The sequence below is a fragment of the Helicobacter pylori genome, assembly GCF_009689985.1.
Lineage (GTDB): Bacteria > Campylobacterota > Campylobacteria > Campylobacterales > Helicobacteraceae > Helicobacter > Helicobacter pylori_CG.
This window is the reverse complement of the sequence record NZ_QBAW01000003.1, coordinates 17099-33584: the sequence shown is the minus strand read 5'-3', so window position 1 is coordinate 33584 and position 16486 is coordinate 17099. Positions and strand designations below refer to the sequence as shown.

Here is a 16486-nt window from a genome sequence, read left to right as displayed (position 1 = left end):
AATGGAATACCATATTTAGGAGTTCATTTGACACAAATTTATATCATTTCTTTAAAAGAAAGTCAAAGGCGTTTGGATACTGAAAAACTAATTTTAGAATCCAATGAAAAATTTAAAGACCGTTGTGTTTTTCAAATCTTTGACGCTATTAGCCCCAAACATCAAGATTTTGAAAAACTCGTTCAAGAGCTTTATGATTCTTCAAGTTTGTTAAAATCCGATTGGTTCCATTCTGATTATTGTTATCAAGAATTATTGCCCCAAGAATTTGGGTGCTATTTAAGCCATTATTTTTTGTGGAAAGAATGCGTTAAAACAAACCAACCGATCGTTATTTTAGAAGATGATGTAGCCTTAGAGTCTAATTTCATGCAAGCCTTAGAAGATTGCTTGAAAAGCCCTTTTGATTTTGTGAGACTCTATGGGCATTATTGGGGAGGGCATAAAACCAATTTGCACTCTCTCCCTATCTATACAGAAACTGAAGAGGTTGAAGCGTCTATGGAAAAAACGCCTATTGAAAATCATGAAGTTACCCCCCCCCCCCCCCAATCCCGCACAAGATACGCAGCAAGATTTTATTATTGAAACGCAACAAGACCCTAAAGAACTATCTGATCCTTGCAAAATAGCGCCCCAAAAAACCTCTTTTAACCCAGTGGTTTTTAGAAAAATTAAAAGAAAACTCAACCGCTTCATTGGAAGTATTTTAGCTCGGACAGAAGTGTATAAGAAACTCGTAGCAAAATACGATGATCTCACAGGAAAATACGATGATCTCACAGGAAAATACGATGATCTCACCACAAAATACGAATCCTTACTGGCAAAAGAAACAAACATTAAAGAGACCTTTTGGGAAAGGCGTGCTGATAGCGAAAAAGAAGCGCTATTTTTAGAGCATTTTTACCTCACCAGCGTGTATGTGGCCACTACGGCAGGCTACTACCTCACGCCAAAAGGCGCTAAAACCTTTATAGAAGCCACGGAGCGTTTTAAAATCATAGAGCCGGTGGATATGTTTATGAACAATCCCACTTACCATGATGTGGCTAATTTTACCTATTTGCCTTGCCCTGTTTCTTTAAACAAGCATGCTTTCAATAGCACCATTCAAAATGCAAAAAAGCCTGACATTTCATTAAAGCCTCCTAAAAAATCTTATTTTGATAATCTTTTTTATCATAAATTCAACGCTCAAAAGTGCTTAAAAGCCTTTCACAAATACAGCAAACAATACGCTCCTTTAAAAACCTCTAAAGAGGTTTAAAAAGAGCGGGCTTTATGTTAGAATAATTCTTTTTTGTTATTCAAAGGAGATTGCAATGAATTTAGACCAATTAGAAGTGAGCCATGACGCTGATTCTTTGTGCGTGGTGATTGAAATATCCAAGCATTCTAATATCAAGTATGAATTGGATAAAGAAAGCGGGGCTTTAATGGTGGATAGGGTGCTTTATGGGGCGCAAAATTACCCCGCGAATTACGGCTTTGTGCCTAACACTTTAGGATCTGATGGCGACCCTGTAGATGCGCTGGTTTTAAGCGATGTGGCTTTTCAAGCCGGGAGCGTAGTGAAAGCGCGCTTGGTTGGGGTTTTGAACATGGAAGATGAAAGCGGAATGGATGAAAAATTACTCGCTCTGCCCATAGATAAGATTGATCCCACGCATTCCTATGTCAAGGATATTGATGATTTATCCAAACACACTTTGGATAAAATCAAACATTTTTTTGAAACTTACAAGGATTTAGAGCCTAATAAATGGGTGAAAGTCAAGGGGTTTGAAAACAAAGAGAGCGCGATTAAGGTTTTAGAAAAAGCCATAAAAGCCTATCAAGGCTAAAGATTTTTAAGGGTTTTGACTCAATTAAGCGATAAAAACCCTTTTTCAACGCTCTTTTAAAAGGCTTTGTCCTCATTGGGTGCTGGTGTAAAATAGGGTAGTTTAAAGCGGATTTTTGCATTCCCCATAAAAAGTGCCAAAAACTACAATTTAACGATTTTAACCCCACTGCCACCTAAATTAATGGGAGCGTCGCTAAAACTCACCACTTTGGGGTGGTTTTTTAGAAATTCTTTCACAAACTTTTCTAAAATCCCGCTCCCCTTGCCATGGCAAATCAGCACTTCTTCAAAGCCCCCTAAAAGTGCATTATTTAAAAAAGCGTCTAGTAAATCTAGGGCTTCTTCGCTGCGTTGCCCTCTTAAATCAAGGCGCAAGCTCGCTTCTTTAGGTTTAGGAATGATGGTTTTAGGGGGTTTGAATTTGTTTTTAGGGGGTTTTTGGATTTTTTTCAACAAACTCCCATGCGCTTTCAAACGCATGCCAAGCTCGGTTTCTACCAAACAATAGCCCTTGTCTAAAATTTGTATAACCATCACGCTTTCATTTTTATAGCGCGCTTTTTCGTTAATTTGAAAGCTTGTTATTGTTTGCGGGATTTCCTGGCCTGTCTTATGTTTGTTTAAAATCTCGCTCGCTTTATGGATTTCTTTATGCATAGAGCTGGTATCTTTTGAAGCGACTTCGTTTTTTAAGATATTTAGGGCTTGCTGGTAGGATTTTTCCAATTCCAATTTTTTATGGTGAAAGATTTCTTTTTGTTTTTCCATTTCTAAAAGCCATGCGTTTTTTAAATCTTCTTGCTCTTTTAAAGCGTTCTCTAAGCTTTCATTTTTTTGTTTTAATTCCCTTTCTAGCGCGCTGGAATTTTCAATCAAAACGTTCAATTTTTCCTTATCTTCGCCATAGAAGGCTTTCGCTTTTTCAATCAAGAAATGCGGCACGCCATAGCGTAAAGCGGTTTCAAACGCATAGCTTTTGCCAATAACCCCTTTTAAAAAAGTGTAAGTGGGCCGTTCTTTTTCTTCGTCATAAAGAGCGGCTAGTAATTCCACTTCTTGGTTTTCTGCCATTAACACGCTCAAGCGTTTGTGGTGCGTGGTGATAACGATTTGGTTGTTTTGATTAAGCAATTTTTCTAACAGGGTTTTATACAAACTGCTCGCTTCATCAGCGTCAGTCCCTAGCTCAATTTCATCAACGCCTAAAAGCATGTTTTCTTTGGATAAAAGAGCGCTAAATTGCTTCATTCTGCCTGCAAAAGTAGAGATATTGTTCGCGCTGTTTTGGGGGTCGTTGATAATGGCGTGGATTTCTTTAAAATAGGGGATAATGGAATGATGAGCGTTGATTTTCATAGGAATGAGATGCTTGCTCAAAAACGCCGCGCTTAAAAGCGATTTTAAGAGCATGGTTTTCCCGCCCGCATTCACGCCAGTAACAGCGAGCATGGATTTTTCAAACTTCAAATTTAAGGGCTTTGGCTCTTTCAAAATGGGGTGCGAAAAGTTTTCTAAAATCATTTTTTTTTGCGTAAAGCTTGGCATGACAAATTCTAAATTGTAGGCTTTAGCGAAATTAAGCCGTGCTTGCAAGCTGTCTAAAAAATCAAATTCTTTGAAAAGGAATTTTAAAAATAAAAGGTGTTTTTGCAAGCTACGGCTTAGAGTTTGACACATTTCAACAATACAGCAATCTATTTCATTACCAATTTGCGCGATTTTTTGGGCGATTTTTTGCGCGCTTTCAGGCAAAAGATAGAAATAACCATTAGCACTCCTTTCTAGCACAACGCCTTTGATCGCGCTAGAAAACCCGCTCTTTAATAAAAGGCATTCATAGCCATGCTTAAGGTGGCTTTGCGTATCCACTAAATAAGGGGCAAGCTCTTTAGAGTGGGCGTAATGATGAATGACTTTAGCGCTCTCTTTTTTAAGGCGGTTCAAGCTTTCATTCAAAGCATCTAGGGTAGCGTTCGCCCCTTGTTTGATTTGCCCTTCATCATCCAATAAAGCGATCAGATCATTAAAAAAAGGGGGTAAAATAATAGCGTTAAGGCGTTCATGAAATTTTAAATGCGTGAAAGTTTTAAAAGCGTTTTGTAAAACGACAATGTAGCGCAATCGTTTGACAATCTCAAAAATTTCATCTAAATGGAGCGTCCCTAATTTGGTGAGTTTGATAAGAATAAGATCGCTTTCTTTCACGCTTTTGGGGGCGATCAAACCGATCGAATCCACTTCAGTTAGATAAGTGAAAGCCTGTTTGAGATCGTTTTCTAAAGCGATAGTGTCCCTTTCTTTTGCAAAAAAGGTTTTAAAAAGAGCGATAAACTCTTTTAAATCCAGGCTTTCTTCTAGGGGTTTGGGTGGGGTATTATTATTACTCATTATTCATTGGGTATTCATTGGGTATTCATTGGGGTTGGATTAAGGGATCTTTTTGGAGCGTTTGACAAGAATCCAAATCCACAAGAACGTCTTTCATAGGGGTTTGTTTTTTGCCTAAAAAGCTCAAAGTCCCGCTCACTAAATTAAAGGTTTGGTTATTGACTTTAATGCCTTTACACAACAGGGTTTCCCCCCTTAAAAACGCTCTTTGTAAAGCGATTTCTTGTTGGTTTTGTTGGTTTTGCTTGTAAGTATAAACGCTGATGCTCGCTCCTATAATCCCTACGATTAAAAAAGCTAAAATCTTTTGTTTGGGGCTAACTAAACCAAAATCCCTTAAAACTAAAAACAATAAAATTAGCGTCAAAAATAAAACAACCGCTACGCCCATTACATTTCGCCTCTCAATTGATAGGTAATATCCCCCGCTCCAAAGCCTATCACAAAGCCTTTTTCAATCGTTTCTATGACATTATCATTGACTAACAGCTCTAAAAAATCCCCTTTTTTACGCACCCTGTCTATAAAGGTGGGGTTATAATGTTTAAAATGGGCTTTCAAATCAATATCTCTTTTAACTTCACTCGCGCTATAAACGGGTAGGATAATCAATCTGTCGCAATGCTCTAAAAAACATTTTTTAAACTCTTCTAAATTATCCATTAAGCGAGAATATTTGTGCGCTTGCCAGATCACAATAATTTTTTCTTGCATGTTCAATAAGTTAGCATAAATCCTAGCGCTTTTTAAAGTGGCGCTGATTTCAGTAGGGTGGTGGGCGTAATCATCAATGAGGATGAGTGCGTTTTTTTGCAAAATATCAAAGCGTTTTTTAATGCCTTTGAAATTCAATAAATTATTTCTAATTTCTTCTAAATTCAATTCATCTAAAGCGCTTAAAATCGCCAAACTCGCATTCGTAGCGTTATGTTCGCCTAACCCCCACACCAAAAAAGCCCCCAAGTTTTTCAATTCAAATGAAGTGTAAGGCTCGCCGTCTTTTAAAATGTATTGGATATTATAAATGTCTTTTTTTTCTAAAACAATAGCGTCTTTAGAATAGTGTTTTAAAAAAGGATCTTCTTTATAGATCACTCTTTTTTGAGCATGGTCTAAAAAATATTCATAAGCGAAGAAAAAGCGCTCTAAATCATGGTCATAATGCTCCAAATGTTCTGGCTCTGTGTTAGGCACAATCGCAGCATAAGGGTTAGAAAATAAAAAACTTGAATCGCTCTCATCGGCTTCAAAAACCAAGCTATCATTCGCGCTCTCTCGCACATTGGAATCAAACTCTTTAGAATGCGCCCCAATAATCGCTCCAAAAAAGGGGCAAATCGCGCTTAACATGGCGGTGATACTGCTTTTTCCATGAGCCCCGCACACGCTAAAAACGCGCTTGTCTTTAAGGATAGAATACAAAGCGTCTTTGCGAGATAAAATAGGGATTTCTAATTCCTTAGCCCTTTGTATTTCTGTATTGTCTTCTTTAATAATGGCTGAATGGATGATGGCATCTTGATTATTGATCGCTTTTGGATCATGCGGGATATTGATTTCTACGCCTAAAGCTTTCAAATACTTAACGCTGGGGCTTATGGCAATATCAGAGCCGCTGATTGTAGCCCCTTGCGCTTTAAGGTATTTGGCTAAGCCTGAAATGCCAATCCCCCCTATACCGATAAAATGGATCTTGCAATCTTGCAGGTTTTTGAGTAAAACTTTTGGGGTTTCAAGCATGATTTTCTCGATAAGTTTCTATGATTTCTAAAGGCTTTTCTAAAAGGGGGGTGTCATAGACAAGGGCTAAACGCACGCAATCAGTGCCGATGTGATTGCGCCCTAAATACAAAGCCGGTAAAGTAATAATGCCTTCGTTTTGATAAAGCGTTTTGGCAAAATTTTCGCCGTTTTGAACGGGCAGATACACATAAAAACTATAAGGATAAATGAGCGTGTTTTTAAAGATTTTTCGCGCTAGTTTCAAATTATTCGCATAAATATTGCGGAAAAATTCTGCATGCGCATCATCTAGCCAAGCTATTTCACTAGCCTTTTGGATCGCATTAGCGCTCGTATAGCCTAAATAGGTGCGAAACGCTTTGTATTTTTCTAAAATACTGCTATCCCCAGCGATAAAACCACTCCTTAGCCCTGGAGCGCTGGAGCGTTTGGAGAGCGAATGGATAACCAAAACATTTTTAAACGCTTCATTACCAATAAGCATGCAAGCTTCTAAAAGCGAAGGGGGAGGCGTATTTTCATAAATTTCGCTGTAGCATTCATCATTGATTAAAATAAAATCATGCTTTAAAGCGAGTTTGACCCAACTAATCAGCTCTTCTAAAGAAAGGGTTCTTCCGGTGGGGTTGTTAGGGGAATTTAAGATCACTAAATCCACTTCTTGCAATTCTTTTTCATTCAAACTTGGAGTGAAATCATTTTCTTTAGTTAAGGGCATTAAAAGGCTTTTGGCTCTAGCGAATTGGGCTGCTCCTTCATAGATTTGATAAAAGGGGTTGGGGTAGGCGATAGTGGGGTTTTGATAGTCAAATAAAACAAAACTAGGGAAATTGAATAACACTTCTCTAGATCCTAGCGTGGAGATTAATTCGTTTTCTTTCAATTCTATTTTAAAACGGCGTTTAAAAAAACCTCTTTGAGCCTCCCTCAAACCCTCTTCAAACGCGCTTTTAGGGTAGATATTGAGCGAATGGGCGTGGCTTTTAAGAGCGTCTTGAATGAATTTGGGCGTTTCAAATCGTGGCTCGCCGATGCCTAAATCTAGCCCCTTTTTTTTAGGGGTGATTTCTTTAAACAAGGCTCTTAATCGTTCAAAAGGATAAGGCTCAAAAGTCATAGGGCTACTTTAATCTTAAAATGGAATAGTTAATCTTACCTAAAATTTAAGCGTTTATCATTCAAAGCGCTAAAAAAGAGCCAAAGACAACATAAAAGAGAGAGCATAAAAGAGTATAATAACGCATAAGAATTTAACTTGAAGAAGAGGTTTAATGCTGGAAAATAGAGTGAAGACCAAGCAAATTTTTATCGGTGGCGTGGCCATAGGGGGTGATGCTCCTATAAGCACGCAAAGCATGACCTTTAGTAAAACCGCTGATATTGAAAGCACTAAAAATCAAATTGACAGACTCAAACTCGCCGGGGCTGATTTAGTGAGGGTGGCGGTGAGTAATGAAAAGGACGCCCTAGCCTTAAAAGAATTGAAAAAAGTGTCCTCTTTGCCTTTAATCGCTGATATTCATTTCCATTATAAATTCGCTCTCATTGCCGCTCAAAGCGTGGATGCGATCAGGATTAACCCCGGAAACATCGGCTCTAAAGATAAAATCAAAGCGGTGGTTGATGCTTGTAAAGAAAAAAACATTCCTATAAGAATTGGCGTGAATGCCGGGAGTTTAGAAAAGCAGTTTGATCAAAAATACGGACCCACCCCAAAAGGCATGGTAGAAAGCGCTTTGTATAACGCCAAACTTTTAGAAGATTTGGATTTTACTGATTTTAAGATTTCTTTAAAAGCAAGCGATGTGATGCGCACCATGCAAGCTTACAGGATGTTACGCCCTCTTGTGATCTATCCTTTCCATTTGGGGGTTACTGAAGCGGGTAATCTTTTTAGCTCTAGTATCAAATCCGCCATGGCTTTAGGGGGGCTTTTAATGGAGGGCATTGGGGATACGATGCGCGTATCCATCACAGGGGAATTAGAAAATGAAATTAAAGTGGCTAGAGCGATTTTACGCCATAGCGGGCGTTTGAAAGAAGGGGTTAATTTGATTTCTTGCCCTACTTGCGGGCGCATTGAAGCCAATTTAGTGGATATGGCGAGTAAGGTAGAAAAACGCCTAAGCCACATTAAAACCCCTTTAGACATTAGCGTGATGGGTTGCGTGGTGAATGCTTTAGGTGAAGCCAAGCATGCAGACATGGCGATCGCTTTTGGGAATCGCAGCGGTTTGATCATTAAAGAGGGTAAAGTCATTCACAAACTGGCTGAAAAGGATTTGTTTGAAACTTTTGTGATAGAAGTGGAAAATTTAGCTAAAGAAAGAGAAAAAAGTTTAAAGGATTAGGCATGATAAACATGATAAATAAGTTTAAAAATTTTGTGAGCAACTACCAGCAATCCAGTTGTTATAGAGAGCCTTTAGGTTTTGGCATTGCCCGAGTGGATATTGCCCCTATTTCCAAAAAGATTTTATGCGCCACTTACCCCGTTTTGAACTGGAAAGATGAAAATCTAGGCTCTTATGCGGTGTTTTGCAATTCGCTTTCTAAAGACAAAATCCTAAAAGAGAGCACGAGCGAGTGCGTCGTTGAGATTGATGAAAGTTTTGTGTTAAAAGCGCTAGAGTTTTATACGCCCTTTTTGAATGAAGCCTATTCTAATAAAATGGCTCATAAAAACATCCAAGTGGTTTTAGAGCTTTTAAAGGCTTTGGAAGAAAATCGTTTGAAAAATAGCGATGGGGAGTCTCTTTATCGCTTGGTGATCTTGTATGAAGACAAGCCTTGCGAGAGCGTGGAGAGCGCGTATATGAAACTTTTAGCACTTTCTTTAGGGAAAGCCCCTTTGAGGAGTTTGAATTTAGAGGGCATTTTCAACCAGCTTTCTAATGCGGCCTGGAGCGGTAACAAGCCTTATGAATTAGAATGGCTTAGGATGAACGAAGTGGCTTTAAAAATGCGAGGCCATTTCCCTAGCATTGATTTTATAGATAAATTCCCGCGCTATTTGATGCAATTAATCCCTGAGTTTGATAATATCCGCTTATTGGATAGCTCAAAAACGCGCTTTGGGGCGTATTTAGGGACTGGAGGTTATACCCAAATGCCTGGGGCGAGTTACGTGAATTTTAACGCAGGGGCTATGGGAGTGTGCATGAATGAGGGGCGCATTTCTTCATCAGTGGTGGTTGGAGCAGGCACTGATATTGGTGGAGGAGCGAGCGTTTTAGGCGTTTTAAGTGGAGGGAATAACAACCCCATTAGCATCGGGAAAAATTGTCTGTTAGGGGCTAATAGCGTTACCGGCATTAGTTTAGGCGATGGCTGTATTGTGGATGCAGGCGTTGCGATACTAGCCGGGAGCGTGATAGAAATTGAAGAAAATGAGTTTAAAAAGCTTTTAGAAGTGAATAGCACGTTAGAAAAACATGCCAACAATCTTTACAAAGGCAAAGAGCTTTCCGGAAAAAATGGCGTGCATTTTCGTTCCAATAGCCAAAATGGTAAGCTAATCGCTTTTAGGAGCGTGAAAAAAATTGAGTTGAATCAAAACCTGCATTAAGGATTAAAAGAATGCTCAAACAAAGTTTGTTATTGCTTGTTTTTTTAATCTTACAGCTTAGCGGCGCTGAAGAAAACAATCAAGCCCCAAAAAACACGCCCCTTGAACTTAACCCCGCTAACGCAAAGGGTGCGCCAAACCCTAACACCCAGATCACCCCTAAAAACGATAACTCCAATCTGTTAGACAAATTAGGATCGCCTGAAAACGCTCAAACCGAGCTTTCTGCCGGTATTGATTTGGCTAAAAAGGGCGATTATCAAGGGGCTTTTAAGCTTTTTTCCCAATCGTGCGATAATGGTAATGCGGCCGGGTGTTTTGCGGTAGGGGCGATGTATGCTAATGGGGTAGGGATTCAAACCAACAGACTAAAAGCCGCTCGCTATTATGAAATGGGTTGCAGTGGGGGCGATGCGACCGCTTGCGCGAATTTAGCTCAAATGTATGAAAACAAAAAAAACGCTGATTCAAACGATAAGGAAAACGCTTTGCAATTGTATGCGGTGGCTTGTCAAGGGGGGGATATGCTCGCATGCAATAATTTGGGGTGGATGTTCGCTAATGGGAGTGGGGTCCCCAAAGATTATTACAAAGCGATAAGTTATTATAAATTTTCATGCGATAATGGGAATGATATGGGGTGTTATAATCTGGGCTTGATGTCTAATGTGAATAATATTTATGGCATTGATAAAGCGCAACTCAGTCAAGTGGATTTGAATTATTTGGCGTGTAACGCTGGGGATATGATGGGGTGCGCGAATTTAGGCTGGATTTATGCGAATGGGGATTTAGGGGCTCCTTTGAATAACCACTACGCGGCGAAATATTTTCAAATGGCATGCGATGGGGGGATTTTGGGGAGCTGTAACAATTTAGGCGTGCTGTATCAAAAGGGCTTAGGCGTGCCTCAAGACGATCAGAGGGCTTTGGATTTATTCTCGTATGCGTGCGATAATGGTTTTGAGTCAAGCTGTCGTAATTACGGGAATTTCAAAGAGCATTTATTGCGCGTGAATCCTAATTATGGGCGCTTGTTCATGCCCTATCATTCTTATGAGATGCCTTAGTAATAGCCATTTCTTAATAAATTCAGCCACAAATTGTGGTTTTTTCAAAAGTTTAAGCTCTTTTTTTTTTTTTGATTTAATACTCGGTGTGATTGTAATTTTACTTAAAAGGAAGAGCTATGAGAGCAACACAAAGCACCGTTAACGACTTTTTTGCCCTAACAGGCACGATCTTTTCTATCCCTGTATACCAGAGGAACTACACTTGGGAAGAAGAAAATTGTGAAAAATTACTGCAAGATATTGTCAGTATTTCTCAAAATAAGAAAACGCATTTCATGGGTTCTATCACTTATGTTTTGCATTTGATTGATGATGAAAAGAGCTTAAGACAACTGCAAGAATTTGTCATCATTGACGGGCAGCAAAGGGTTACTACCATCATGCTTTTGCTCAAAGCCGTAGAAACAAAGATACAAAATGAAGGGATAAAAAAAGAGATTGGTAATCTACTCAATCTTTCAGGACAAAGGTTGCGTCTCAAGCCCATTAAAAGCGACAAAGAAGCCTTTGATCTGGTCATGCAAAATCGATCGCATGAACTGCAAGGCGTATCACACATTAGGAACAATTATAAATTTCTCACCAAAGAGCTTGAACGATATATCAGCAAAGGGTATCGCATTGAAGAGATTTATGGCGCGTTTTTGCGGCTTAAAATCGTAGCCATAGGTTTAGAGGTAGGCGAAGACGATCCGCAAGTGGTGTTTGAAAGCATTAACGCTACCGGCGTGCAATTAAAAGGGCTGGATCTCATCCGCAACTACCTGATGATGGGGGAAAATTCTGACAGACAGAAACATCTTTATGACACTTATTGGGTTCCTTTAGAAAATTGGCTTGGCGAAAAGGATTTGAATGAATTTATTCTAACCTATTTAAGAATCTATTTTGAAGATAAATTAAAAAAAGAAGAGCGTGAAGTGTATTACACGCTAAAAGCCCACCACAGAGACAATTTCCCTGATAATATACAAGGTCTTATGAGCGATATGCGTGAATATGGCAGAATCTATCAAATCTTTTTAGACAGAGATCATCATATTTTAGAGTGTGGGGATCCGCAGCAGTTAGCGAATTTACGCTTGCGTATCAAAGATCTGGTGAAAATCCAATTTGGCGTGGCAAAGCCCTTCATCTTGCGTTGCGCCAGAGATTTTGAAGAAGGCAAATTGGATTATGAAAACTTCCACGAAATTTTGCAAATCCTTACCAGCTACTATGTGCGCCGGAGCGTGTGCGGGGATTCTTCCCCTACGCTTACCAGAGTTCTTTATTCTTTATACAGACAGCTAGGGGAAAATGTTTCAGCCGATGCATTGAAGCGGTATCTGGGCAAGAGCGTTGGTCAAGCGGCGTTCCCTAATGACGATAAAATTAAAGCGGCGTTTCTTGTGCGTAACGCTTATGCAGCAAATCAAGTGTGCAAGTTCATTTTGCTTGAGATAGAAAAGCTAAGCAACGCCGAACCGCCAAGAGAAGAAAATCTAGAAGTGGAGCATTTCTACCCCAAAACCCCCACACAAGAATGGCGTGATAGGGTAGGGGACTATTTCACTTTTGAGCAAGACTATCTCAATAATTTTGGGAATCTAACCTTATCAGGGCAAAATCAAAAGCTTGGCAACAAATCTTACGAGGCAAAAATAGCGCTTATGGAAGAATACAGCTCCTTGCATTTAAACGACTATTTCATCAATAACACCCATTCTTGGGGGATAGAGGAAGTGAGGGCCAGGAGCGAATATTTAGCGGATCAATTCTGTCAAGTGGGATTGTTTAAAGATTTGCCTAAAGAATACCGCACAAGAGAGCTTCACAAAACCCTTGATGATAATTTAACTGACCATAAGCTTCAAAGCGTTAAGCTCCCCAATGGCCAAAGGTGCATGGCAAGAAACGCTAAGGAATTAGCTAGCGTTGTCATAAACTACTTGCTAGAAAATGCCAGAGAAGCCTTTGAAAGCTATACAGACGATGAGCTTCCAAGCTACATTTGTTGGGATAAAGCAAAAGCGCAATTAAGGGATAGAGATGGCACTAATGTTGTGCCTTTTGAAAAATACGGATTCTACTTTGTAAGCAATGCGAGTTATCAAACTACGGGCAGTAATCTTAAAGATCTCATCTTAGGCTGCGATCTCAATCCCAGAGACTTTATTGTGGAATAAACAAGCCCCCCAAAGAAATGGGGGGGGGTTAAAAAGCTCTTATTTTAAAATCACTTGCCAAAAGCTTGGCGCAAATGCGTGGTGAGAGAGTTAAGATACTGCTCCACTTGGGGGTTTTTCATCACATCATTACAAATAAAAGTAGGCAACGCTGAAAGCCCTAAAAATTGGAACGCTTTATGCAAATGCAAATACACAACATCCACACCCACCCCTTCAAAAAATTCACTAGGATCGTTAAAGGCTTCAATGGGAGCGTTCCAAGTCAAGCTCAACATGTATTTTTTGCCTTGCATCAAGCCCCCTTTCCCGTAGTTTTTAGTGGGGTTTTGCGAACTTCTGCCATCGCTAGCATAAAGCTTCCCATGCCCTAAAGTAAAGACTTCATCAATGTATTTTTTCACAATCCAAGGCTCTCCCATCCACCAGCCAGGCATTTGCCAAATCGTCGCATCTGCGTTAAAGAATTTCTCCACTTCTTGAGCGTGTTCATAGCCCTTATCCACGATCGTTGTATCCACTTCTAGCCCCAAAGACTCTAGAGTCTTTTTTGCATGATCAGTCAAGGTTTCATTGAGTTTCCCCCCAGAGCTCCCGAACGCTTTGGCTCCATTAATGATGAGTACTTTTTTCATTTTGTTCCTTTTTTAATAAAATAGGGGGGAATTTTATCCAAATGAAACTTAATGTTAAAGAAATTCCTTTCATCTAAAATAAAAGTTAAAAAATAATCAATTGCCACTACATTATTTTTATTATGTTAAGATAATGAAAATTTCTAGTTAAGGAGTGGCGATGTTCTACGATGAAAAAAAGACTTATCAAAAGATTGAAGAACGCCTTGAGATAGTCAGCTCGTTTAACGCTCATAACGAGCATAAAAACTTGCAAGACGAGTTTAAGGGTGCTGGCATTTCCAGGCGTGATTTATTGAAATGGGCGGGCATGATGAGCGCGACTTTAGCCTTGCCGGCTAGTTTTGCTCCCTTGACTTTAAAAGCGGTAGAAGTGGCTAATAGGTTGCCTGTGATTTGGTTGCACATGGCAGAATGCACCGGCTGCAGCGAGAGCTTGTTAAGGAGTGCAGACCCCACCATTGATAGCATCATTTTTGATTACATCAACCTAGAATACCATGAGACCATCATGGTAGCGAGCGGTTTTCAGGCTGAAAAAAGCTTGCATGACGCCATAGAAAAGCATAAAAACAATTACATTTTAATGGTAGAGGGCGGTATCCCCCAAGGCACCGAATACTTCCTCACTCAAGGTCCAAACGCTGAAACGGGGGCTGAAGAGTGCAGGAAAGCCGCTCAATACGCAGCCGCTATTTTTGCCATAGGCACATGCTCCAGTTTTGGGGGCGTTCAAGCGGCTTACCCTAACCCCTCTAACGCGCAACCCTTACACAAAATCATTGATAAACCCGTAATCAATGTTCCCGGTTGCCCGCCTAGTGAAAAAAATATCGTGGGCAATGTGCTTTATTACTTGATGTTTGGGGCTCTCCCTAAATTGGATGCGTATAACCGCCCCTCTTGGGCTTATGGGAACAGGATCCATGATTTGTGCGAAAGGCGAGGGCATTTTGATGCGGGCGAATTTGTGGAGCATTTTGGCGATGAAAACGCTAAAAGGGGCTTTTGTTTGTATAAAATGGGCTGTAAAGGGCCTTACACTTTCAACAATTGCTCCAAACTCCGCTTCAATTCACACACCTCTTGGCCCATAGGCGCAGGGCATGGGTGCATAGGGTGTTCTGAGCCTAATTTTTGGGATACGATGAGTCCTTTTGAAGAGCCTTTGGCGAATCGCTCCATTAAAACCGCTTTTGATGGCTTAGGGGCTGATAAAGTGGCCGATAAAGTCGGCACAACTTTGCTTAGTGCAACCGCTATTGGGATTGTTGCGCATGCGCTCCTTTCTAAAGCGATCAAAAACAAAGAGTAAGGGATTAACATGTCAAAAAAAATCGTAGTCGATCCTATCACTAGGATTGAGGGGCATTTAAGGATTGAAGTGATCGTAGATGATGATAATGTGATCACTGATGCGTTTTCTTCTTCTACGCTTTTTAGAGGGCTAGAAACGATCATTAAAGGCAGAGATCCACGAGATGCAGGCTTTATCGCTCAAAGGATTTGTGGGGTATGCACTTATTCGCATTATAAAGCCGGTATCACGGCGGTAGAAAACGCTCTAGGCATCACCCCCCCATTAAACGCGCAATTGGTGCGATCTTTGATGAACATGGCGTTGCTTTTTCATGATCATGTGGTGCATTTCTATACTTTGCATGGGCTTGATTGGTGCGATATTATGAGCGCTTTAAAAGCCGATCCCATTCAAGCGGCAAAACTTTCTTTCAAATACAGCCCTTATCCTATCAATACCGGTGCGCCTGAATTAAAAGCGGTTCAAAAACGCTTGAGCGATTTCGCTAAAGGTGGATCGTTAGGGCCTTTTAATAACGGCTATTATGGGCATAAAACCTATCGTTTAAGCCCAGAACAAAATTTAATCGTCTTAAGCCACTACCTCAAGCTTTTAGAAATCCAAAGGGAAGCGGCGAAAATGACCGCTATTTTTGGGGCCAAACAGCCTCACCCACAAAGCCTAACGGTGGGGGGTGTTACGAGCGTTATGGATATATTGGATCCGACAAGATTGGCTGAATGGAAGAGCAAGTTTGAAGTGGTGGCTCATTTTATCAACCATGCTTACTACCCAGATTTGGTGATGGCGGGCGAAATGTTCGCTAATGAGCCGTCCGTTATTAAAGGCTGTGGCTTAAGGAATTTTATCGCTTATGAAGAAGTGTTGCTTGGGAGGGATAAATACCTTTTGAGTAGTGGGGTGGTGCTTGATGGCGATATTTCCAAACTGCACCCCATTGATGAGAGTTTGATTAAAGAAGAAGTTACGCATTCTTGGTATCAATACGAAGACACTAAAGAAGTGCAACTCCACCCTTATGACGGGCAAACTAACCCACATTATACCGGTTTAAAAGACGGCGAGAGCGTGGGGATTGAAAATAAAATCATTCCTGCTAAAGTGCTTGACACTCAAAATAAATATTCCTGGATAAAATCGCCCAGATACGATAGTAAGCCCATGGAAGTAGGCCCTTTAAGTTCTGTAGTGGTAGGTTTAGCGGCGAAAAACCCTTATGTTACTGAAGTGGCTACTAAGTTTTTAAAAGACACTAAACTGCCTTTAGAAGCGTTGTTTTCAACGCTTGGGCGCACGGCTGCAAGGTGTATTGAAGCTAAGACAATCGCTGATAATGGCCTTTTGGCGTTTGATGCGTTAGTGGAAAACCTAAAAAGCGATCAAAGCACTTGCGCTCCTTATCACATTGATAAAAATCAAGAATATAAAGGGCGCTACATTGGTCAAGTGCCAAGGGGCATGCTAAGCCATTGGGTGCGTATTAAAAACGGCGTGGTGGAAAATTATCAAGCGGTGGTGCCTTCTACTTGGAATGCAGGGCCTAGAGATTCTAAAAATCAAAGGGGGGCTTATGAAATGAGCTTGATTGGCACTAAAATCGCTGATTTAACCCAGCCTTTAGAAATCATTAGGACTATCCATTCTTTTGACCCATGCATCGCATGCTCAGTGCATGTGATGGATTTTAAAGGGCAGTCTTTAAACGAGTTTAAAGTAGAGCCTAATTTCACTAAATTTTAAA

General features: G+C 40.3%; 14 protein-coding genes. 9 read left to right on the top strand and 5 right to left on the bottom strand.

Annotated features, from left to right (window positions below):
• The first annotated feature begins 27 nt into the window (after positions 1-27).
• The 3 genes from DBU79_RS03135 to ppa are packed head-to-tail and all read left to right on the top strand — an operon-like array spanning position 28 to position 1847.
• Complete coding sequence (locus DBU79_RS03135; RefSeq protein ID WP_154411506.1) at positions 28-588, top strand: glycosyltransferase family 25 protein; 561 nt, start codon at positions 28-30, stop codon at positions 586-588.
• Positions 527-1270, top strand: a complete 744-nt coding sequence (locus DBU79_RS03130) for a glycosyltransferase family 25 protein (RefSeq protein WP_154411505.1) — start codon at positions 527-529, stop codon at positions 1268-1270. The genes DBU79_RS03135 and DBU79_RS03130 overlap by 62 nt, the downstream gene beginning before the upstream one ends.
• A 55-nt stretch (positions 1271-1325) precedes the next feature.
• Complete coding sequence (gene ppa, locus DBU79_RS03125) at positions 1326-1847, top strand: inorganic diphosphatase (protein ID WP_001047002.1); 522 nt, start codon at positions 1326-1328, stop codon at positions 1845-1847.
• A 143-nt stretch (positions 1848-1990) separates the two neighbouring features.
• On the opposite strand, the gene DBU79_RS03120 is transcribed toward ppa, so the two are convergent.
• The 4 genes from DBU79_RS03120 to DBU79_RS03105 are packed head-to-tail and all read right to left on the bottom strand — an operon-like array spanning position 1991 to position 7097.
• On the bottom strand, positions 1991-4237 hold the full coding sequence (locus tag DBU79_RS03120) for an endonuclease MutS2 (protein ID WP_154411504.1): 2247 nt from the start codon (positions 4235-4237) through the stop codon (positions 1991-1993).
• A gap of 25 nt (positions 4238-4262) precedes the next feature.
• A complete protein-coding gene (locus tag DBU79_RS03115) occupies positions 4263-4628 on the bottom strand; it encodes a hypothetical protein (RefSeq protein WP_000537714.1) in 366 nt (121 codons plus the stop codon).
• Positions 4628-5977, bottom strand: a complete 1350-nt coding sequence (murC, locus tag DBU79_RS03110) for a UDP-N-acetylmuramate--L-alanine ligase (protein ID WP_154411503.1) — start codon at positions 5975-5977, stop codon at positions 4628-4630. The genes DBU79_RS03115 and murC overlap by 1 nt, the downstream gene beginning before the upstream one ends.
• Positions 5970-7097, bottom strand: a complete 1128-nt coding sequence (locus tag DBU79_RS03105) for a succinyldiaminopimelate transaminase (RefSeq protein WP_154411502.1) — start codon at positions 7095-7097, stop codon at positions 5970-5972. Before DBU79_RS03105 ends, murC begins: the two co-directional genes overlap by 8 nt.
• A 154-nt stretch (positions 7098-7251) precedes the next feature.
• Here DBU79_RS03105 and ispG point away from each other — a divergent pair, with 154 nt between their 5' ends.
• The 4 genes from ispG (at position 7252) to DBU79_RS03085 (ending at position 12789) form a co-directional block, all read left to right on the top strand.
• On the top strand, positions 7252-8331 hold the full coding sequence (gene ispG, locus DBU79_RS03100) for a flavodoxin-dependent (E)-4-hydroxy-3-methylbut-2-enyl-diphosphate synthase (protein ID WP_154411501.1): 1080 nt from the start codon (positions 7252-7254) through the stop codon (positions 8329-8331).
• An 11-nt stretch (positions 8332-8342) separates the two neighbouring features.
• Positions 8343-9548, top strand: coding sequence for a 2,3,4,5-tetrahydropyridine-2,6-carboxylate N-succinyltransferase (locus DBU79_RS03095; protein WP_154411578.1), 1206 nt, complete (start codon positions 8343-8345; stop codon positions 9546-9548).
• 11 nt (positions 9549-9559) lie between these two features.
• Complete coding sequence (locus tag DBU79_RS03090; RefSeq protein ID WP_154411500.1) at positions 9560-10618, top strand: tetratricopeptide repeat protein; 1059 nt, start codon at positions 9560-9562, stop codon at positions 10616-10618.
• Positions 10619-10737: 119 nt separating this feature from the next.
• On the top strand, positions 10738-12789 hold the full coding sequence (locus DBU79_RS03085; protein WP_154411499.1) for a DUF262 domain-containing protein: 2052 nt from the start codon (positions 10738-10740) through the stop codon (positions 12787-12789).
• Between the two features lie 50 nt (positions 12790-12839).
• On the opposite strand, the gene DBU79_RS03080 is transcribed toward DBU79_RS03085, so the two are convergent.
• Complete coding sequence (locus DBU79_RS03080) at positions 12840-13424, bottom strand: NAD(P)H-dependent oxidoreductase (protein ID WP_154411498.1); 585 nt, start codon at positions 13422-13424, stop codon at positions 12840-12842.
• Positions 13425-13584: 160 nt separating this feature from the next.
• On the opposite strand from DBU79_RS03080, the gene DBU79_RS03075 reads away from it, so the two are divergent.
• Both DBU79_RS03075 and DBU79_RS03070 read left to right on the top strand, forming a co-directional pair.
• Positions 13585-14739, top strand: a complete 1155-nt coding sequence (locus DBU79_RS03075) for a hydrogenase 1 small subunit (RefSeq protein ID WP_000499057.1) — start codon at positions 13585-13587, stop codon at positions 14737-14739.
• 9 nt (positions 14740-14748) lie between these two features.
• Positions 14749-16485, top strand: coding sequence for a nickel-dependent hydrogenase large subunit (locus tag DBU79_RS03070; RefSeq protein ID WP_154411497.1), 1737 nt, complete (start codon positions 14749-14751; stop codon positions 16483-16485).
• The last annotated feature ends 1 nt before the right edge of the window (position 16486 follow it).

Coding starts and splice junctions, on each gene's coding strand:
- DBU79_RS03070 (WP_154411497.1), top strand. CDS start 14,749: ATGTCAAAAAAAATCGTAGTCGATCCTATCACTAGGATTGAGGGGCAT.
- DBU79_RS03080 (WP_154411498.1), bottom strand. CDS start 13,424: ATGAAAAAAGTACTCATCATTAATGGAGCCAAAGCGTTCGGGAGCTCT.
- DBU79_RS03130 (WP_154411505.1), top strand. CDS start 527: ATGAAGTTACCCCCCCCCCCCCCCAATCCCGCACAAGATACGCAGCAA.
- murC (WP_154411503.1), bottom strand. CDS start 5,977: ATGCTTGAAACCCCAAAAGTTTTACTCAAAAACCTGCAAGATTGCAAG.
- DBU79_RS03115 (WP_000537714.1), bottom strand. CDS start 4,628: ATGGGCGTAGCGGTTGTTTTATTTTTGACGCTAATTTTATTGTTTTTA.
- DBU79_RS03075 (WP_000499057.1), top strand. CDS start 13,585: ATGTTCTACGATGAAAAAAAGACTTATCAAAAGATTGAAGAACGCCTT.
- DBU79_RS03085 (WP_154411499.1), top strand. CDS start 10,738: ATGAGAGCAACACAAAGCACCGTTAACGACTTTTTTGCCCTAACAGGC.
- DBU79_RS03105 (WP_154411502.1), bottom strand. CDS start 7,097: ATGACTTTTGAGCCTTATCCTTTTGAACGATTAAGAGCCTTGTTTAAA.
- DBU79_RS03090 (WP_154411500.1), top strand. CDS start 9,560: ATGCTCAAACAAAGTTTGTTATTGCTTGTTTTTTTAATCTTACAGCTT.
- DBU79_RS03095 (WP_154411578.1), top strand. CDS start 8,343: ATGATAAATAAGTTTAAAAATTTTGTGAGCAACTACCAGCAATCCAGT.
- ppa (WP_001047002.1), top strand. CDS start 1,326: ATGAATTTAGACCAATTAGAAGTGAGCCATGACGCTGATTCTTTGTGC.
- ispG (WP_154411501.1), top strand. CDS start 7,252: ATGCTGGAAAATAGAGTGAAGACCAAGCAAATTTTTATCGGTGGCGTG.
- DBU79_RS03120 (WP_154411504.1), bottom strand. CDS start 4,237: ATGAGTAATAATAATACCCCACCCAAACCCCTAGAAGAAAGCCTGGAT.